Genomic DNA, 17,999 nt, shown 5'->3' on the forward strand with positions numbered 1-17,999 from the left:
AACGCTGCCCACCAGTATGCAAGCTGGTGGGCAGAGTTTAAATAGATCTTTGATCCATCAGGGATTTATAGCTTGGCCAGTTTTTCGCGGATCTCCATTCTGCGCCCTTCATCGGCCACTTCGCGGCCCGGGCGGGCCGGGGCGGTCAGCGCCTTGTCGAGGTAGGTTTTGGCCTCTGCCTTGCGACCCTGATCCAGCAGGAAATCGCCATAGAAGAAGTTGGGGTCGATGCCATCCGGATTGATGGCCAGCGCCTGCTTGAGCAGTTGCTCCGCCTTCTCGTCATCGCCAAAGCCGACCGGCCAGCCGGGCACCTGATAGTAGAGCGAGCCCAGACTGGTGTAGGCAGAGCCGTCCAGCGCCTTGGGATCCTGCTTGAGCGCCAGCTCCAGCTTGGCCTTGGCCTCTTTCACCAGACCCAGTGCCCCCAGCCCCCCTTTGGCCCCCGCCCAGGTGCTCTTGACGATGGCAGACCAGATCAGCAGATCGGCGCGAAAAGGCTCCTTGGCGCTGGCCGCTTCGGCCTGGGTGCTCAGGGTTTCGAGGCAGCTCTCTTTCGCCTTGCCGCTCTGTTGATACTGGCAGACCGCCCACTGCTGCTGGATGGGCGCGAGGGCATCATCCGCAGCCATGACCGAGGAGGATCCCAGCAGGATGGCGATGGCACAAGAGGTCACGGATTGACGGAAAAAGTTCATATTAATGCTCCTTCTTGGTCGGGATCGGGCGGGACAAGTCTGGTTGTGGCGCACTGTTGGCGCTGGTATCAGTCGTCCTTGGCTGAAGATGACGGGCATAACGTTTGATAATTGGCAGCTGTCTGGCCAGCGCCTTGTCGACGATGCCGGGTAGCAGGGCATTGAGCCGCACGAACAGTTTTTCCGGCCAGCCGAGCCAGCTGCGGCGGGTTTCGTTGCACAGGGCGATGACGGCCTCTTCGGCCACCTCCTGCGGGCTGTCGGTCTGGGTGCCGAGCGCCGCATTCATCTCATAGGCGGCCTCGGAGTTGAGCTTGGTGCGGGTAGCGCGGGGGGCGAAGTGCAGCACCTTGATACCGCTGCCCTCCAGCTCCCGTCCCAGCGCCTCGCTAAAGCCGCGCATGGCAAATTTGCTGGCGCAGTAAACGCTGTAACCGGGGTAGCCAATGCTGCCCAGGCTCGAACCCATGTTCATGATGATCCCCGGCTTGCGCAATCTGGGCAGCAGTACCCGGGTGAGCTGGATCGGTGCCTCGATATTGAGCAGCAGCTGGCGCTCCACCTGTTCGAAGCTCTGATCTTCCAACCAGGCAAACTGATTGCAGCCGGCGTTGTTGATCAGGATGTCGAGCCCGTTCTCCAGCGCCGGGTGTTGCAACAGCTTGGCCCGCTCCTGCGCAGAGCCGAGGTCGGCGAGCACCACCTGATGGCGCTCGGGATGCGGCAGTGACTTGCACAGCCGATCCAGCGCCGGACCGCGACGTCCGTGCAGCAGCAGGTGGGCCCCCTGGGCCGCCAGCTCCTGCGCCAGCTCTTCACCTATGCCACCGCTGGCGCCGGTGAGCAGCACGAGTTTCCCTTCAAGATTCATGGTGTGGGTTCCCTTTTTGCTGTCTGCTGATCCGCTGCCGACTTACGGTGTGGCGGTGAGGTTGTAGAGCATCTCGCCATAGAGGCGGTAGACCACCTTGGTCGAGTGAATGATGGCGGCTTGATCCGCCGGACTTTCGACCCGATCCATCAGGGATTCAAAGAACTTGAGGTGTTCCTGATCCAGGGTGCCGTGAGAGCTCAGGTAGCTCATCGCCTGCGGTGGCAGGCCGAGGCCCTTTTTCAGCTGGTCGGCGACGGTGAGGGCGATGGCCACGCTGGTGCCTTCCAGTACCTGCACCATGCCGAAGAAGCCCATGGGGTTGCCGCGCTGGATCTGGTCGTAGAGGAAGGCCACCATCAGCTCGATGGGCAGCCCGGGCTGGCCGTGGCGCACCGCCTCGGCATCACCGCCACAGGCGCGGATGTCATTGAGGATCCACTCCTGATGGCCATACTCCTCGTCGATGTACTCGGCAAGGGCGCCACGCACCCACTCGTACTCCTGACCCAGCTTGCCGCCGGTTGCCATCAGGAGCGGAACTGTGTGGCGCACGTGGTAGTAAGCCTGCGCCAGAAAGGCGAGATAAGTATCACGGCTGATGTCGCCACGGCGGCAGGCTTCGATGATGGGGGCGTTGAACAGATGCTCACGCTCACTGGCAGTGGCTTGTTGCAGAGTCTGATAGAAGCTCATGACGATTCTCCGGTAAGGCATTGGCTAATTTGTTGGGAAAAGTGTTGGTAAATCTCGTTGCGACGGGGACGCCCGTTGGCGGTCAGCAGCCCGGGATGTTGATCCAGTGCCACCGGCAACCAGTGGTGCAGCCGGGCATAATCGGGCAGCCGCTGGTTCAGACCGGCGATCTGGCGTGGCAGATCTGCCTCTTTGCCCGGCAGGGGCTGGATCAGCGCCACGTTGGCGGGTTGACCATCGCCAAAGACCACGATGCGGGCGATGGCGGGGCAGAGCTGGGCCTCGGCTTCCACCCACTCCGGTGAGAAGTTGCGGCCAAAGGCGGTGATCTGGACATTCTTCTTGCGCCCGGTGATATGGAGGTAGCCCTCATCATCCAGATGACCGAGATCACCGGTGGCGATCTGCATGGCAGAAGGTTTGCCAGTGGCGATCTGCTCGGGAGCCGGTTCGCTGCTACCGAGATACCCCAGCATGGCGCTACCGCTCACCATAATTTCGCCGTCGCTGGCGATGGTGACCTGACAGTGGGGCAGGGGGCGACCCACGCTGCCGGGCTTGTCAGCATCCGGGCTGTTGAGCGCCACCACGGAGCCGCACTCCGAGAGGCCATACCCCTCATACACCGGCAGGCCGAGCTGGCGGGCGTGTTTGATCAGGTCGGGGGCCACCTTGCCGCCACCGACGGCAATAAAGCGCAGGCTTTTGAGCTGTTGGGCCAGCGTCGGTGTGCTGGTGCAGAGTGCCAGCAGCAAACGCAGCAGTTCGGGCACCAGCACCAGACTGTGGGTCGGCCAGCGCAGCAGGGCTTCTCCCAGCATGGCAGGGTTGAGCGAACTGGAGCCGGTGAAACCGAGCTCACCGAGGGACGGAATACGGCTGCAGGCACCGGTCAGCAGCGGCACATAGAGGCCGGTGATGTTCTCAAGCAGGGTCGCCAGCGGCAGCAGGGTCAGGTGTTTTTCCACCTTGGCTGGCGCGACCCGCTCGGCCAGCGCATGGCTCACCGCCATCATCTGGCTCAGGGACAGGCAGACGCCCTTGGGCTGGCCCGTGGTGCCGGAGGTGTAGGTGATCTTGGCGGTGCCCTTGGGCAGCGCCGGTCGATTGGTCGGGGTATGGCGCCACAATGGCAGCTCGCCGGTGATCAGCGAGAGCGGCTCGGCGGCATGCCACCCCTGATGATATGGGCCGACCAGCGCATCGGCACCGCTGCTCTCCAGCAACCAGGCCTGCTGGGCCTGACTGAAGAAGTGGGGCACCGGGATGACTACGATCCCTGCTTTGGTACAGGCCAGATCCAGCAGCGCCCAGGGCAGGCCGTTGTCCAGTTGCAGCGCCAGACGGCTGATCTCGAGCTGTTGCAGCTGGCTGGCCAGACGCTGGATCTGCTGCCACAGGGTCTGATAATCGAGGCGCTGCTGGCTGCTCAGCAGCGCAGGCGATTGCGGATTATCGCGGGCATGTTTGGCGATGGCGTCGAACAGGCTCATTGGGCGCACCTTTTCTCACAGGTCAGGGTTGCATCGGTAAAAAGCACTGGCATGGGCGCCAGCAGATTGAGCAGCAGGCTGCTCTGGGCCAGCACCTCGCGCCCCTGATTGATGTCACCGACCATCACTTTGGGTTGGCAACGGTAGTACTCACCCCAGGCATCGGCGTCGGCACCCACCTGATGGGCCTGTGCAGGGGCCAGCTCCACCGGATTGAGTTGCAGACGGGCAAAGCTGTTGCGCAGCTTGGCGGTGCCGGTAAAGACCACGTAGTCGAGGGCGTTTTCACACAGCAGACGACACAGGGCCGCAAACATCAGGCGGGCATTGCCCGGTTCGCTGCAGGCCAGATTGCCCACTTCGATAATGCGGTTGCGTGCCGGATAGACCCCGAGGCGGGTGTTGATGGCGACCTCGATGGGTTGCTCCAGATACTGTTCCAGATAGAGAGGTCCCTCACTGGCATGATTGAGACCACAGGCACCGACCAGCGTCCCGTCCGCCCGATAGAGCCCCAGCAGGCAGGGGAGAAAATGGGGGATACGGGCGTTGAACTCGAGGGTATAGGCGGCCTGGATATAGGTTTGCAGCGCCATGACCTGCTGCGGGGACTCGGCCAGGATCAACCTGTAGGGGGCTTGGATCTCGATGGTCATGGGTGACTCCTTCTCTTGCGATGGTTTGAGAGTAAAAGCCCAAACTTAAGAAACCCTTAAGCAGCAAAAAAAGTTGTCAGCGACGCGACGGGCAGGCAATCTGCGCCGCTGTTATCCAACAGGAAGCACCCAAGAGGAAACGCCATGTCATCCACCGTCTGCTGTCCCCTGTGCGCCAGCCATCGCAGTTATCCCCTGCCGGTGGCAGGCAAGCGCTATCATCGCTGCCTCGTGTGCGAGCTGGTCTGGCTGGACGAGGCGGATCATCTGGATGAGGCGGCGGAGAAGGCGGTCTATGACGGTCACGACAACCGGGTGGATGATCCCCGTTATCGCACTTTTCTGATGCGGGCCTTTGGCGAGGTGTTGAGCCGGGTGCCAACCCCTGCCAGTGGCCTCGATTTTGGTTGTGGCCCGGGCCCGGCGCTGGTGGCGATGGGGGGCGAGGCGGGTTACCAGATGGCGGGGTATGACAAGTTCTATGCCGATTTTCCCGAGTTGCTGACGCACCAGTACGACTTCATCACCAGTACCGAGGTGATCGAACATATTGCCGAGCCACGCGCCGTGCTGGAGCAGTTGTGGGCTTGCCTCAAACCCGGCGGCGTGCTGGTGCTGCAGACCCAGCGGGTGCTCGGTGACGAGCGGTTCAAAAACTGGCGCTATCGCCACGACCCGACCCACATCGTCTTCTTTGCCGAGGCATCGTTTCAGGTGTTGGCCGCCAGCTGGCAGGCCGAGCTCAGCTTCCCCCACGCCGATGTGGCGGTATTGCAAAAAGGCACGCCCTGAGGCGTGCCTGCTGATGGATGGTTTTAGGAAGTAGTTAAATGCCCTGCATTTAACGTTATCAGTTATTTATCCAGCATGATGCTCAACAATTTGTCATCTTGTTTGTTGTAGAGCTTGGAGACCAGCTCGCCAAACAAGAAGGCAACGTTAACGCCCTGTCCGCCGTTATATCCAAGGGCATAATAAATATTCTGATTCGTACCGGTGACGCCGATCATTTCATTCTTGGTTGTGGTTTCTGCAATGATCCCGTCCCAGGTTTTTTCAATTTTTATCCCTTTTATTGATGGATAGAGCTCACCAATACGCTTGGAGATTTGAGCTTCAATCTTTTTCAAATCACCGGGGTACTGCAGGTCATCCCCCTCATTGTATTCGACGCTACCACCACCAATAACAATGCGATGGTCAGCGGTCATGACCATGTGGTAGGTGGCATCACTGTCCGTTCCGGCATATTGGTCGTCATACCATGAGATGTTGTTTTTCCAGCCAATACTGTTGTATTGCGCATCCGTCAGTGGGGCCGTGACTGCCACTTGAGTGTGAGAGGGTTCAATATCATCAGGCTTGAAGCCAAGCGTCTTCCCGGCATAGGCATTAGCTGCCACGACAATATTTTTTGCGGTAACTTCATAGCGTTTGTCATTGACCTTGACTGGCAATGAAATCAGCTTGCCATCTTCTTCATATTCCAGCACCGGGCTGTTTTCATAGATGACGACCCCGGCATCTTCCGCCAGTTTCTTGAGCGCGGCGACCAGCTTGCCCGGGTTGACCATGCCGCCATTGGGATCATATACCGCACCGATCAGCGCTGGTGAGCCGAGCATATTTACGGCTTTCTCTTTGCCCCACAATTCAATCGGCATGCCCAGTTTTTTGGCCTGAGCCACATACTCTTTGGCATCATCCATATTTTCAGGGTTAAAAATCCCCAACGATTGGCCATTGAGTACGTACCCCGGGTCAATGCCGGTCGATTCGGCCAACCGTTTAATCCGGTGCATGCTATTGACGGTAATGTCATAAATCTCTTTATGATTCGCTTTGTGATCACCCATCACAAAGCCGCCTTCGCTATAGGTTTGCGCCAACACCAGAGCACCATTACGGCCAGATGCGCCATTACCGACCCGCTTTGCTTCCAACATAACCACAGTGCTGGCCGGATTGGACTTCTTGATATGGTATGCGGCAGATAATCCCGTATATCCACCGCCGATGACGGCGACATCCACATCAATATCTTTATTGAGGCTGGCGTTTACGTTGGGCAAGAACTGAGCCCAGTAACTCTGATTGTCATCGTAAAACCTGGCGATATTTTCCTCGTTGGCGAAGGCGTTGGTAGCGAGTGTGCCACTCAACGCGATCAGCGAAAAAATAGTGCCTTTTAATACCGGAAATGCACGCATGTTGACTCTCCATTGATAGTAAAAAAATTCGCGCGAGATTTAGCTAATTCAGTGTCAGCCAGCAATGCTGGCGTCTCTTGTCAAACGTCGGTTGCTGCTGCCAACCCATGCTGCCCGCTCTATCACCCCGCAGTGTGTCGGGCAGCCATGGAAAATGGATGTCAGTGCTGCGGGCCAAACCGCAGGTTGGCAGATACATAGCGCGTTATGGCTCCAGATAGCCGCGATCCTGCCAGTGATAGAACATCAGAGTGGACTTGACGCCAATTGACTTGAATGGCTCCGGCGGCAGCCACATCGGCAGGGTCTGCTCCGCGTGGTTGAACCAGGGGTGATCCTTGCCTTGATAGAGGCTGGCCACGATGTCACCAAACAGGAAGGAGAGGTTGATGCCGTGGCCGTTGTAGCCGAGGGCGTAGTAGATGTTCTTGTGATCCCCCATCACCCCCACCGCTTCGGTGCTGTCGCCGGTCATGCCGAGTACCCCGTCCCACACCTGTTCAAACTTGATCCCCTTGAGGGCCGGATAGAGTGTCACCAGCTCGGTCATCATCATGGCGCTGACCCGGTCGAGGTCGCCCTTGTAATTGAGGCCGTCGTTGAAGACGTACTCGGCATTGCCGCCGCCGATGACGATGCGGTTATCCGGGGTCAACACCAGATGGAACAGGATATTGCGGGTGTCGTAGTAGGGCACCTTGCTCTGCCACTGAATGGCGTTGAGCTGATCCCGGGTAAGCGGCTCGGTGACGGCGCTCTGGGCGTGCACCGGAAAGACCCGGCCGCTGAAGTAGCCAAGCTTGGAGGTATAGCCGTTGGTCGCCAGCACTATGCTGTCGGCGGTCACCTTGTACTTGTCGGCCACATTCAGTTCGATCTGCTTGCCCTCCTTGATCCCCATTACCGGGCTCTGCTCGTAGATGGTGACGCCCGCCTGCTCCACCGCCTTGCGCAGGGCATTGACCAGCTTCATGGCGTGTACCTGACCGCCATTGGGGTCGTAGACCGCCCCCACGTAGCGATCGGTGCCGAGTTTTGCCTCTGTGGTATCGGCGTTCCAGTACTGGAGCGGGATGCCGAGGCGATTGGCGGTTTTCACATAGTCGCGGTACTCGGCGATATCCTCCTCATCGAGGATCGCCTCCACATAGCCATCGAGCTTGAGGTCAGCCTCGACGCCGGTTGATGCGACCAGCGCCTGCAGCTTGCGCATGCTGGCGACGGTGAGGTCGTAGTGGCGCTTGCTCGCTTCCCCCTCTTCATAGAGATCCATCACCTCGGAGCCCGGCAACACCATGCCGCCGTTGCGGCCCGAGGCGCCACTGCCCACCTGCTTGGCTTCGAAGATGGCGATCTTGAGCGACGGATTGGCCTTGGCCAGATGCCAGGCGCTGGAGAGGCCGCTGTAGCCGCCACCTATGATGGCGATATCCACCTTCATGTCTTGCGCCAGCGGGGCACTCTCCTCTGCCGGTTTTTCCTTGAACCAGTAGCTGGTGTTGGGCTCAAAGTCGCTCATCTTGGGGCCGCAGGCGGCGAGGAAAAAACAGCTGATGCACATGGTCAACGCTCGTTGGCAAAGGGTGGTCGGATTCATCTTCTACTCCGGTTACAGATACAAAATGTCAAATCATTCAATCGGGTTGGGCGGTATTGACCCGTCGGCCTATGTCTCGCAGCCGGGCCAGCTGATCGGCAAGACCGGGCCCCTCATCCAGGCTGGTGACAAAGTTCCAGAGGTAGGTCATCACAGCATAGACATGGCCTGCTGAGACCAGGGGCTGGGCCATCAGCATGGTGATGGCCAGTAGGAACAGCAGAGCGGCGCTGATACCGACCGCCAGAAAGGCGAGTGCTTCCCGATCCGAAATCCGGATGCGGAGCCAGGCCAGCGCGCGGTAGTGGCGGGCGAGGCTGGTTGACTGGGCATGAGTGACCAGTTTGACCTCGTGTTCCAGCCGATCGTTGAGCCGCTCGTGCAGCAGCTGGTTCTTGCGCGAAAAGCCGGGCAGCAGCAGGCCGAACAGCAGCAATACCCCCATGCAAGCGATGCCGACCCAGAACTCGATCACCATCAGCATCACGGCCGCCCCGACGATGGAGATCAGGCTGGTGGCCAGGATCGGGATATGTTTCTCGAAGAAGTCGACAAACTCCCGCGCCAGAGTGACCCGCGCCACTATGGTAGATTGCCCCTCCTGCTGCTGGCGTTGGGTCAGGATCACCGGCACCGCCAGTGCCGCATAGATATGGGTAAAGGTGCGGGTATCGACCGCCCGGCGCAGGGCGCCGATGAGCCAGAACAGCAGCACGATCAGGGCGTAGCTTGAAGCCTGCAGCCACCGGCCCTTGACGATGGCGTCGATGGCAAAGCCGGCGAACAAGGGATAGACCACCAGCAGGATGTTTTCGAGGGCCACCAGCGAGAAGGTGCCCGCCAGTTTGAGGGGATTGGCCCGTGCAATCGCCCCCAGCGAACGACCGGCCGAGTGTGGCAACGGCGTGGCCTGCTCGTCGCAACTGGCTGCCGAAGTGGTTGGTGTTGTCATGGGTTATCTCCTAAGATGTCGGAAACGCTAAGTTTGAGCGAGTGCTCAAAGTTTGTTTGAGCGACTGCTCAAAGTCAAGCAGATCGATTGATATCGCAGGAGGTCAGATGGCACGCCCATCAGCAGAACAGCGCAAAGAGATGATCATCGAGGCCGTACTGGCCCTGTTTCGAGAGAAGGGGATGGCGGCATCGTCAACCCGTGATATTGCCGAGCGCACCGGTCTGGCGCGCAGCCACGTCTACCACTACTTCAAGGATTGGAAGGAGCTCTGCCTCTGTGCCGTGGAGCGTTTCACCTATCAGGAGATAACCGAGCAGCGGGAGTGGCTATTGCCGCTGCCAGCCCGCGAAGCGTTGCCGCTCTTTGTGCGGGACAACCTGCCGACCAGTCAGGATGCCTCCTGGGCCATCTATCTGGATGCCTGGAACGAGTCGCTGCGCGACCCTGTGTTTGCCGAGAGCTACCGCAAAATCATTCTGGCGTGGCGCGAGGTGCTGGAGCAGATCCTGCAAAAGGGGATCGACAGCGGCGAGTTTGTGGCGGGCGATGCCCGGCGACTGGCGCGCCAGATCACCTCTCTCATCAACGGCTATGCCGATGACCTTATTCTGGAGCCGACCCCCGAGACGGTAGAGGCCACTTATCAAGAGATCATGCTGGTGGTGAATCAGCTGGTCTTGCCCCCGGCCCACTCATAGCGGCGCAGGCAAAAAAGGGTGGGGAGGCATGCCAGCTTGGGGCCTCCCCTGGTTTTGTTGGCTATCCGCCGGGCGCGCGATGGTCAGATACCAGGGAGCGGTTGTTGATGTCGATTACCCATTTGTCACTGCAAGATGCCCGTCATCTGCAACTGGCGGCGCAAGGGCTGCTCGCCCCCCGCCGCAGCAAGGCGACTCCGGCCGATCTGCTGGCCACCATCCGCCGCATGGCGCTACTGCAGATCGATACCATCTCGGTGGTGGCTCGCAGTCCCTATCTGGTGCTCTTTAGCCGCCTTGGCCAGTACGAACCGCGTTGGCTGGAGCAGCTGCTGGCCGACGGCGAGATCTTCGAATATTGGGCCCACGAGGCCTGCTTTGTGCCCCGCGAGGATTACCGGCTGCTGCGCCACCGGATGCTCGACCCCGTCGCCATGGGGTGGAAGTTTTCAGCCAACTGGCTCGCTACCCATCAGCAGGAGATTGGCCAGCTTATCGAACGCATTCGCCAGCACGGCCCGGTGCGGGCGGCTGACTTTGAACGCACAACCGGCAAGGGGAATGGCTGGTGGGACTGGAAACCGGAGAAGCGCCATCTGGAGGTGCTCTTTACCACAGGTCAGCTGATGGTGCGGGAGCGGCGCAACTTTCAGCGGGTCTATGATCTCGCCGAGCGGGTCATCCCCGAGTGGAGCGACCAGCGGGACCTGCCAAGCGTCGAGCTGGCGCAGCGGGATATGGTGCGCGCCAGCTGCCGGGCGTTGGGGCTGGTCAAAACTGGCTGGGTTGCGGACTACTACCGGCTGCGGCGCGGCAAATATGACGCCTTGCTCCATCAACTGGCGGACGAGGGGGAGCTGTTGCCGGTACGAGTGGAGGGGTGGCAGCACGGCGCTTTTGTGCACGCCTCGCTGGCCGATGAGCTGGCAAGGGCACAGGCGGGCACCCTCAAGGCAACCCATACCACGGCCTTGTCGCCGTTTGACCCGCTGGTGTGGGATCGCAAACGGGCCAGTGAGCTGTTCAACTTCGACTATCGCATCGAATGCTATACCCCGGCCCCCAAGCGTCAGTTCGGTTACTTCGTGTTGCCTTTGCTCCATCGCGGCAAGCTGGTGGGCAGGATGGATGCCAAGGCCCATCGCCAGCAGGGGATCTTCGAGATCAAGAGCCTCTATCTGGAAGCCGGGGTGAGAGTGACCCGTACGCTTGCACAGGATCTGGCGAAAGCCCTGCAAAAGCTGGCTGACTGGCATCAGACGCCGCAGCTTCGTTATGGTGCCATTCCGGCCAACTTGCTGGCGTTGTGGCATGAAAGCGCCCCAGCAAAGTGAGCTCTATCCCTTCTGGGCTAAGCTGCAAGAGGGATAAACAGTCCGGGAGCGGGAGATGAAACGAGCGGGTACATGGTGGGCGGGATTGGCGATGGCCATCTTGTCCCCCGCGCTATGGGGGCAAGAGCCACCAGTGAAGATCTGTCTGGGGGAGGGCAACGAGTGGGCCCCCTTTACCTACTGGGAGCGCAAGGACGGGGTGCCCGATACCAGCCGCCTGACCGGTTCGGCGACGACGCTGGTGCTCGATGCCCTGCAACAGAGCGGGCTCTCGCACCAGATCCGCTATCTGCCCTGGGCGCGGGTGCAGCAGGAGCTGGCGGATTATCGCCAGAATGGTCTGTGCGAGCTGACCTGGGATGCCAGTTACAAGCCGGAGCGGGCCGAGTTTGCCTTCTACAGCGTGCCCCTCTATTACACCCACCTCGGTTTCTTCTATCTCAAGCGCCGCTACCCCGAACCGCCGGATCTGCAGACGGTCAATCGTTCCCGGGTGTGCGGGGTGATTGGCTACAACTACACACCCTACGGGATTGCGCAGGAGCCACGCCGGGTCAAGCAGTTGCAGCAGGCTTTGGACATGATGGGGCGGGATCGCTGCGACTTTTTGCCAAGTGAAATCGAACCGCTGGTGAGTGGTATCAGCCTTGGCATCTACCGCAGCGAGAGCGGGTTGCTCAACCTTGTCCTGCCCAGCCGCAAGGGATTCTATCTGCTGGTGAGCAAGGGCTCCCCTCGCGCCCATGAGCTGGTGAACACCCTCAATCAGGCGCTGGTGGCGTTTCAGGAAGGAGGGCATGGGGATGAGGTGATGCGCCGCTTCTTGCCACCGATGGAGTAATTACGAAGGATTGCTGTCATTCAGGGGGAGCAGATGAACAGAGGGCCAGCCGGTGCAAACCGGCTGGCCCTTTTGGTTAATCAGGGACAATAAAAAACCGGGCACGAGGCCCGGTTTGGTCAATCAGTCAAATGTGATTACTGGAGTACCAGCACCATCAGCAGGCCGACGGTAATGGCAGATACCAGGAAGGCAAAGCCATAGAACACATAGTGGTGCAGCTTGGTGGTGTGGATCCCCAGATCGTGCAGACCGTGGTAGATACGGTGCATGCCGTGCCAGATTGGCAGGGCGATGATCACCAGCAGGATGCAGGCACCCCACCAGGAGCTGGCGAACGCGTGCACGCGGTCATAGCTCATGGCTTCCACGTCCATGATACCCATGGGTACCAGCAGACCGGTGATGAGGACAATGACCGGCAGCAGCATGGCAACGACCATGCCACCCGCACCAAACAGACCCCAGTAAATTGGTTCGTCAGAACGTCTCATTGATTTCTCCTCAGGCCACGATGATCAGGACAAGCAGGGACACCACCGCCAGCGCCACATACTGGGCGAGAACGATCGGCTTCTCCGGTACCAGGTCTTCACCACGGAAGATACGCATGGCTTTCGGCGCCAGGGCGAACCAGGTTTTGGCATGGAACAGGCACGCCGCCAGTGCGATGACATGGAACAGGATGGCGATCGGGCTTTGCAGGGATTCCAGCCAGCCGTTGAACGCTTCCTGACCCTGAACCAGACGCATCAGACCCCACATCAGCACAACGGCGTAGATGGAGACGAAGATACTGGTGCCTTCACGGATCATGTAACCGGTGTAGAAGGCATTCTTCAGCCACCAGTCTTTCTTCATTTCGCGGACGTAAGGCTTACGTTTGCTATTGGTGTTGTTCATGGTCTCATTCCTGATCTCAATCTGGCTTGAACATGGCGATCATGTAGTCCTTGGCGCTCTCGACCTTGCCAAGCTGGATGGCTGCGGCCGGATCCACGCCTTTCGGGCACACTTCGGAGCAGTAGCCCACGAAGGTACAACCCCAGACACCTTCGTCCTGGCTGATGATCTTCATCCGCTCTTTGGACGCGCTGTCGCGGTTGTCGGCGTTGTAGCGATAGGCCAGAGCCAGTGCCGCCGGACCGGTGAACTTCTTGTTGATGCCATACTGCGGGCAGGCTGCGTAGCACAGACCACAGTTGATGCACATGGAGAACTGGTGATACTTCGCCATATCCGCCGGAGTCTGGGTGTACTCGCCATCGCACAGGCTGCGCGGTTCGCTCGGGATGATGTAGGGCTTGATGCTCTCCAGCTTCTCGATGAAATCGGACATATCGACGACCAGGTCACGCTCAATCGGGAAGTTGTTGAGCGGTTCAATGGTCATCTTGCCTGGCAGATAGTCACGCAGGAAGGTTTTGCAACCCAGCTTGGGTACGCCATTGACCATCATGCCGCAGGAGCCGCAGATCGCCATCCGGCAGGACCAGCGGAAGCTCAGGGTAGAGTCCAGGTGATCCTTGATGTACTGCAGCGCATCCAGCAGGGACATCTCTTTGAGGTAAGGCACCTGGAAGGTTTGCATCCAGGGCTCGTTATCCTGCTCCGGACGGTAGCGCAGGATTTCAATTTCGATCATCTCAGCCATTCTTCTTAGCCTCGTCTTGTTTCTCACCCTCGGAACCGTACACACGTTTTGCCGGTTGGGATTTAGTGATCTTCACATCGGAGTAATCGATGGTCGGGGCCCCTTCCGGTGCATAGAAGGAGAGAGTGTGCTTGAGGAAGTTCACGTCATCACGCTCCTCATAACCGTCCAGACGCTGGTGGGAACCACGAGACTCTTTACGGTTGATGGCGGAGTGAGCCATGGCTTCGGCAACGTCCAGCATGTAGCCCAGTTCGATGGCGTACAGCAGATCGGTGTTGAAGACAGAGGACTTGTCGTTGATCTTGATCTTCTTGTAACGGGCTTTGAGCTCGTTGATCTTGTCGATGGTGCCCTGCATCAGCTCTTCGGTACGGTAGATACCGACACCGGCTTCCATGGACATGCCCAGCTCATTGCGGATGTCGGCCGGGTTTTCGGTCCCGTCGATATCCATCAGCGAGAGGTGCTGCTTGATCAACTGCTCGGCCTTGGCGACCAGCGCTTCGGTGTTGCCGTGCTGCTGGGTTGCCGCGAAGTCGGCTGCCTGTTCACCGGCCACCTTGCCGAATACCACGATTTCGGACAGGGAGTTGGAACCCAGACGGTTGGCACCGTGCAGGCCAACGGAGGCACACTCGCCAGCGGCGTAGAGGCCTGGCATGCGGGTTGCGCACTTGCCGTCAGTTTCGATACCACCCATGGTGTAGTGGGCAGTCGGACGTACCGGGATCGGCTCCTTGACCGGATCCACACCCACGTAGGCCTTGGCCAGTTCGCAGATGAAAGGCAGACGCTCTTTCAGGTACTTCTCGCCGAGGTGGCGCAGGTCGAGGTGAACCACGTCCCCCATCGGGCCCTGGATCACGCGGCCTTTCTGCTGCTCTTGCCAGAATGCCTGGGAGAGACGGTCACGGGGACCCAGCTCCATGTGTTTGTTCTTCGGCTGGCCAACCGGGGTTTCCGGGCCCAAGCCGTAGTCTTGCAGGTAGCGGTAGCCATCCTTGTTCAGCAGGATGCCACCCTCACCACGACAACCTTCGGTCATCAGGATGCCGGTGCCCGGCAGACCGGTCGGGTGATACTGGACGAACTCCATATCACGCAGCGGTACGCCGTGACGGTAGGCCAGCGCCATGCCGTCACCGGTGACGATGCCACCGTTGGTGTTGTAGCGGTAAACGCGACCGGCACCGCCAGTCGCCAGCACCACGGATTTGGCCTGGATAAAGCGGGTGATACCGTTCTGGATATCAAAGGTCAGTACGCCCTGAACGCGACCATCTTCCACGATCAGATCCAGACAGAAGTGCTCATCGTAGCGCTTGATGGTCGGATACTTGATGGAGGTCTGGAACAGGGTGTGCAGAATGTGGAAACCGGATTTATCTGCGGCGAACCAGGTGCGCGGGATCTTCATCCCGCCGAAACGGCGGACGTTGGCCTTGCCATCCGGCTTGCGGCTCCAGGGGCAACCCCAGTGCTCCAGCTGGATCATTTCGTTGGTGGCGTTGTTGACGAAGTATTCGACTACGTCCTGCTCACACAACCAGTCACCACCGGAGACAGTGTCATTGAAGTGGTTTTCGAGGGAGTCGTCATCACGCACGACGCCTGCGGCGCCACCTTCGGCTGCCACGGTATGGCTGCGCATCGGATAGACCTTGGAAATCAGGGCGATTTCCAGCTCCGGGTGGGCTTCTGCAATGGCGATTGCGGCACGCAGGCCACCACCACCGGCACCGATGATGGCAACATCGGTCTTGATAATATCCACATCTGCCTCCTTAGGGATAGATTTGCTGGGCACGATTTTGCTCTATGAAAAAAATTCAGGCTTGATGCAAGTCAAACTGCTAGGTTTTATTCCATTTTTATTGGTTATTTTTCTATAAAACACCCAAATCCCTGGATGAAAATGTCGTTATTATCGCCATTTTTTGGTGTTACTGAGCAGTTGAACACCTTGCTACGCATACTTTAACTTCTGGATTGTACGTAGTTTTCTTTCAATAAAATGCGAATCACCTCTCTTTTTAGGTACTCACGAAAAAAATTTTAAGTTTTTTATTGTAATTTTTTAATGAGAATTATTGGCATTTATTAATTTGGATAAAAATAAATAATCCGAATTGCGGCGACTGCTACGGAGGTAATTGGATAAATCCAGATGAATCACAAGGATTTCAGGGCCGGGGATTTGGCGGGTAATATGAGATTAATCACTGAAAATTAAGCGCTATTTAGAAAAATAAAAGGGGCCTGTACGGCCCCTTTCACTCATGCTCAAATGCGGAACATGCCGACCTGATTGCTCAGTTCACCCGAAATATTTTTAAGTTGTTCAGAGAGATGGCGTGAACTGTCTGCATCCACTGCCAGTTCGTCCGACACATCTTTGACCGCCTGAATATTGCGGCTTACCTCGTCGGTGACGGCCCGCTGCTCTTCGGCTGCGCTGGAGATCTGGGTCGCCATGTCGGAGATCTGGTTGATCGAGGTGGTGATCTGTTCCAGCGCATGGGTGGCGTTGTTGGCGTCATCCACGCTGTTCTGGGCCAACTGCTGGCCTTCGTGCATGGTGCTGACCGCACCCTGGGTATTGCGTTGCAGGGTTTCGATCATGCTGCGGATCTCGACAGTCGAGCTATGGGTGCGCTGTGACAAGACGCGCACCTCATCGGCCACCACCGCGAAACCACGGCCCTGTTCACCGGCACGCGCCGCTTCGATGGCGGCGTTGAGCGCCAGCAGGTTGGTCTGCTCGGCGATGCCCTGAATGGTGGAGAGGATGGTGTTGATCTCCTGGGCGTTCTTCTCCAGTTCCTGAATGATGTTGGAGGCCTGCTCCACCTGGGTGGCCAGATCGGTGATGGAGCGCTGGTTGCGGGCGATCACCTGTTTGCCATGCTCGCAACTGCTGGAGGAGCTGCGGGCCGCTTCGGCGGTCTGCTCGGCGTTGCTGGCAACCTCGATCGCGGTGGCGGACATCTCGTGCACCGCAGTGGCGATCTGGGAGATCTCGTTTTGCTGGCGTGCCAGCCCCTGATTGGCCTTCTCCGCCATGCTGTGGGAGGACTTGGCCTGCTGGTTGAGTTGGCCGGAGGAGTTGGAAATATCCTGCACCATCACATGGATGCGGTCGATGAAGGTATTGACGTGCTTGGCAACCGCGCCCACCTCATCTTCACGTTCGATCTTGATGCGGCGGGTCAAATCGCCGTTGCCACGGGAGAGATCGGCTATCGCCTCGCCCAGGGTTTTCAGGGGGGCCAGCGAGCCGTTGATGGCGACATAGGAGAAGCCAGCCACGATCAGTATGGTGATGAGCCCCTGAATCAGGGAGGAGGTGACCATGCTGCGTACCGACTGGTAGGCGGTTTCGTCATCCACCATCATGCCGTAATACCAGTTGGTATTGGGGATCGCGTTGAAGTCAAAGACCTCTTTCTTGCCGCTGATCATTAGCTCGTTGATCATGCCGTCATGGGCGATCTGGTTGATATAGGATGCGGTCAACTCAGGGGCCAGCGCAGTTGCGGGTTTCAGGCTCATGGAGGCATCGGGGTGCGCGATGATGGTGCCGTTGCTGTCGACCAGCATGGCGTAAGTGCCCTCGGTGGTAACCGCCAGAATGTCCGAGATAAGGGCGCTGATAGAGACGTCTCCGGCGATGACCCCCTGGGTGTTGCCACGCTGGAACGGCTCGGCGATGGTGACGATCAGTTGGCCGGTGGAGATATCGGCATAGGGCGCGGTGATGACCAGCTTGCCTGCTGCCATCGCATCCTTGTATCAGGGACGTTGACGGGGATCATAACCGGCAGGCAGGTTGGTGGGTTTACTCTGAATCATCTTGCCGTCTGCGGTGCCGGCATAGACCAGGTCGAAGCCACCGGCATTCATGGATTGGGCCAGATGGCTGATGGGCTCATCTTCTTTGGTAAAAGCCTCCTTGGTGGTACTGACCATGCTTACTCTGGAGTCGACCCAGCGAGAGATACCCTTGACGTTGGCCATCGAGCTTTCGTCAATGGTATTCCAGATCAAACGCTGGGTTTCACTGCGCAGTTGTGAGGTGTTGTACCAGACCTGCAGGCCGGTGATCACCAGAATGATGATACCTATAGCCAGGACCAGCTTGTTTTTAATGGATAAGTTCATAATTACATCCTTGTGAGCGTCAGTCTGAGTGTTGGAAACTAATTATTGTTATGAGCTCAGAGATCCCCTCATTTTTAGAGACTCAAATAATTCCAAGTGTGCGGGTATATAAGCGGTGTTGCTTCAGGTAGT

At 58.5% G+C, this 17,999-nt stretch carries 16 protein-coding genes and 1 pseudogene; 4 read left to right on the forward strand and 13 right to left on the reverse strand.

Annotation, left to right across the window (positions count from 1 at the left end; genetic code table 11):
* Positions 1-65: 65 nt before the first annotated feature.
* Genes PG888_RS10165 through PG888_RS10185 form a run of 5 tightly spaced genes read right to left on the reverse strand, consistent with a single transcriptional unit; the run spans position 66 to position 4,414 of the window.
* Entirely contained in the window at positions 66-698 is a 633-nt protein-coding gene (locus PG888_RS10165) for a tetratricopeptide repeat protein (RefSeq protein ID WP_410487629.1), read from the reverse strand.
* A gap of 1 nt (position 699) precedes the next feature.
* Positions 700-1,569: an SDR family oxidoreductase gene (locus PG888_RS10170; protein WP_058054247.1), complete on the reverse strand. Its 870-nt coding sequence runs from the start codon at positions 1,567-1,569 to the stop codon at positions 700-702.
* A gap of 42 nt (positions 1,570-1,611) precedes the next feature.
* A complete protein-coding gene (locus PG888_RS10175; protein WP_139409896.1) occupies positions 1,612-2,265 on the reverse strand; it encodes a TenA family transcriptional regulator in 654 nt (217 codons plus the stop codon).
* Positions 2,262-3,758 (reverse strand): AMP-dependent synthetase/ligase, encoded by a 1,497-nt coding sequence (locus tag PG888_RS10180; protein ID WP_270693345.1) that lies wholly within the window; start codon positions 3,756-3,758, stop codon positions 2,262-2,264. Before PG888_RS10180 ends, PG888_RS10175 begins: the two co-directional genes overlap by 4 nt.
* The gene (locus PG888_RS10185) at positions 3,755-4,414 is read right to left on the reverse strand and encodes a thermostable hemolysin (RefSeq protein WP_270693346.1); all 660 of its coding nucleotides are present in this window, start codon (positions 4,412-4,414) and stop codon (positions 3,755-3,757) included. Before PG888_RS10185 ends, PG888_RS10180 begins: the two co-directional genes overlap by 4 nt.
* Before the next feature lie 144 nt (positions 4,415-4,558).
* On the opposite strand from PG888_RS10185, the gene PG888_RS10190 reads away from it, so the two are divergent.
* The gene (locus PG888_RS10190; protein WP_197927442.1) at positions 4,559-5,206 is read left to right on the forward strand and encodes a class I SAM-dependent methyltransferase; all 648 of its coding nucleotides are present in this window, start codon (positions 4,559-4,561) and stop codon (positions 5,204-5,206) included.
* A 62-nt stretch (positions 5,207-5,268) separates the two neighbouring features.
* Here PG888_RS10190 and PG888_RS10195 read toward each other — a convergent pair whose 3' ends face one another.
* The 3 genes from PG888_RS10195 to PG888_RS10205 all read right to left on the reverse strand — a co-directional run bounded on the left by PG888_RS10195 (position 5,269) and on the right by PG888_RS10205 (position 9,173).
* Complete coding sequence (locus tag PG888_RS10195; RefSeq protein ID WP_182938042.1) at positions 5,269-6,624, reverse strand: NAD(P)/FAD-dependent oxidoreductase; 1,356 nt, start codon at positions 6,622-6,624, stop codon at positions 5,269-5,271.
* A 205-nt stretch (positions 6,625-6,829) separates the two neighbouring features.
* Positions 6,830-8,221: an NAD(P)/FAD-dependent oxidoreductase gene (locus PG888_RS10200; RefSeq protein WP_182938041.1), complete on the reverse strand. Its 1,392-nt coding sequence runs from the start codon at positions 8,219-8,221 to the stop codon at positions 6,830-6,832.
* Positions 8,222-8,258: 37 nt separating this feature from the next.
* A complete protein-coding gene (locus PG888_RS10205) occupies positions 8,259-9,173 on the reverse strand; it encodes an ABC transporter six-transmembrane domain-containing protein (protein ID WP_112781806.1) in 915 nt (304 codons plus the stop codon).
* Positions 9,174-9,280: 107 nt separating this feature from the next.
* On the opposite strand from PG888_RS10205, the gene PG888_RS10210 reads away from it, so the two are divergent.
* The 3 genes from PG888_RS10210 to PG888_RS10220 all read left to right on the forward strand — a co-directional run bounded on the left by PG888_RS10210 (position 9,281) and on the right by PG888_RS10220 (position 12,049).
* Positions 9,281-9,874, forward strand: coding sequence for a TetR/AcrR family transcriptional regulator (locus PG888_RS10210; RefSeq protein ID WP_112781805.1), 594 nt, complete (start codon positions 9,281-9,283; stop codon positions 9,872-9,874).
* A 107-nt stretch (positions 9,875-9,981) separates the two neighbouring features.
* Positions 9,982-11,208 (forward strand): winged helix-turn-helix domain-containing protein, encoded by a 1,227-nt coding sequence (locus PG888_RS10215; protein WP_112781804.1) that lies wholly within the window; start codon positions 9,982-9,984, stop codon positions 11,206-11,208.
* Positions 11,209-11,299: 91 nt separating this feature from the next.
* Complete coding sequence (locus PG888_RS10220) at positions 11,300-12,049, forward strand: substrate-binding periplasmic protein (RefSeq protein WP_112781803.1); 750 nt, start codon at positions 11,300-11,302, stop codon at positions 12,047-12,049.
* 137 nt (positions 12,050-12,186) lie between these two features.
* On the opposite strand, the gene frdD is transcribed toward PG888_RS10220, so the two are convergent.
* From frdD to PG888_RS10245, 5 genes and pseudogenes are all read right to left on the reverse strand, one after another.
* Positions 12,187-12,543 carry a fumarate reductase subunit FrdD gene (gene frdD, locus PG888_RS10225; protein ID WP_042063914.1) on the reverse strand — a complete coding sequence of 119 codons (357 nt, stop codon included), beginning with the start codon at positions 12,541-12,543 and terminating at the stop codon, positions 12,187-12,189.
* Between the two features lie 10 nt (positions 12,544-12,553).
* Positions 12,554-12,952 carry a fumarate reductase gene (locus PG888_RS10230; protein WP_042063913.1) on the reverse strand — a complete coding sequence of 133 codons (399 nt, stop codon included), beginning with the start codon at positions 12,950-12,952 and terminating at the stop codon, positions 12,554-12,556.
* Between the two features lie 16 nt (positions 12,953-12,968).
* On the reverse strand, positions 12,969-13,703 hold the full coding sequence (locus PG888_RS10235; RefSeq protein ID WP_042063912.1) for a succinate dehydrogenase/fumarate reductase iron-sulfur subunit: 735 nt from the start codon (positions 13,701-13,703) through the stop codon (positions 12,969-12,971).
* Positions 13,696-15,480: a fumarate reductase (quinol) flavoprotein subunit gene (frdA, locus tag PG888_RS10240; protein WP_182938040.1), complete on the reverse strand. Its 1,785-nt coding sequence runs from the start codon at positions 15,478-15,480 to the stop codon at positions 13,696-13,698. The genes PG888_RS10235 and frdA overlap by 8 nt, the downstream gene beginning before the upstream one ends.
* A 509-nt stretch (positions 15,481-15,989) precedes the next feature.
* Positions 15,990-17,867 (reverse strand): annotated as a pseudogene (locus PG888_RS10245) (methyl-accepting chemotaxis protein).
* Positions 17,868-17,999 lie beyond the last annotated feature (132 nt).

This window comes from Aeromonas sp. QDB23, assembly GCF_027707745.1.
Taxonomy (GTDB): Bacteria; Pseudomonadota; Gammaproteobacteria; order Enterobacterales; family Aeromonadaceae; genus Aeromonas; species Aeromonas allosaccharophila.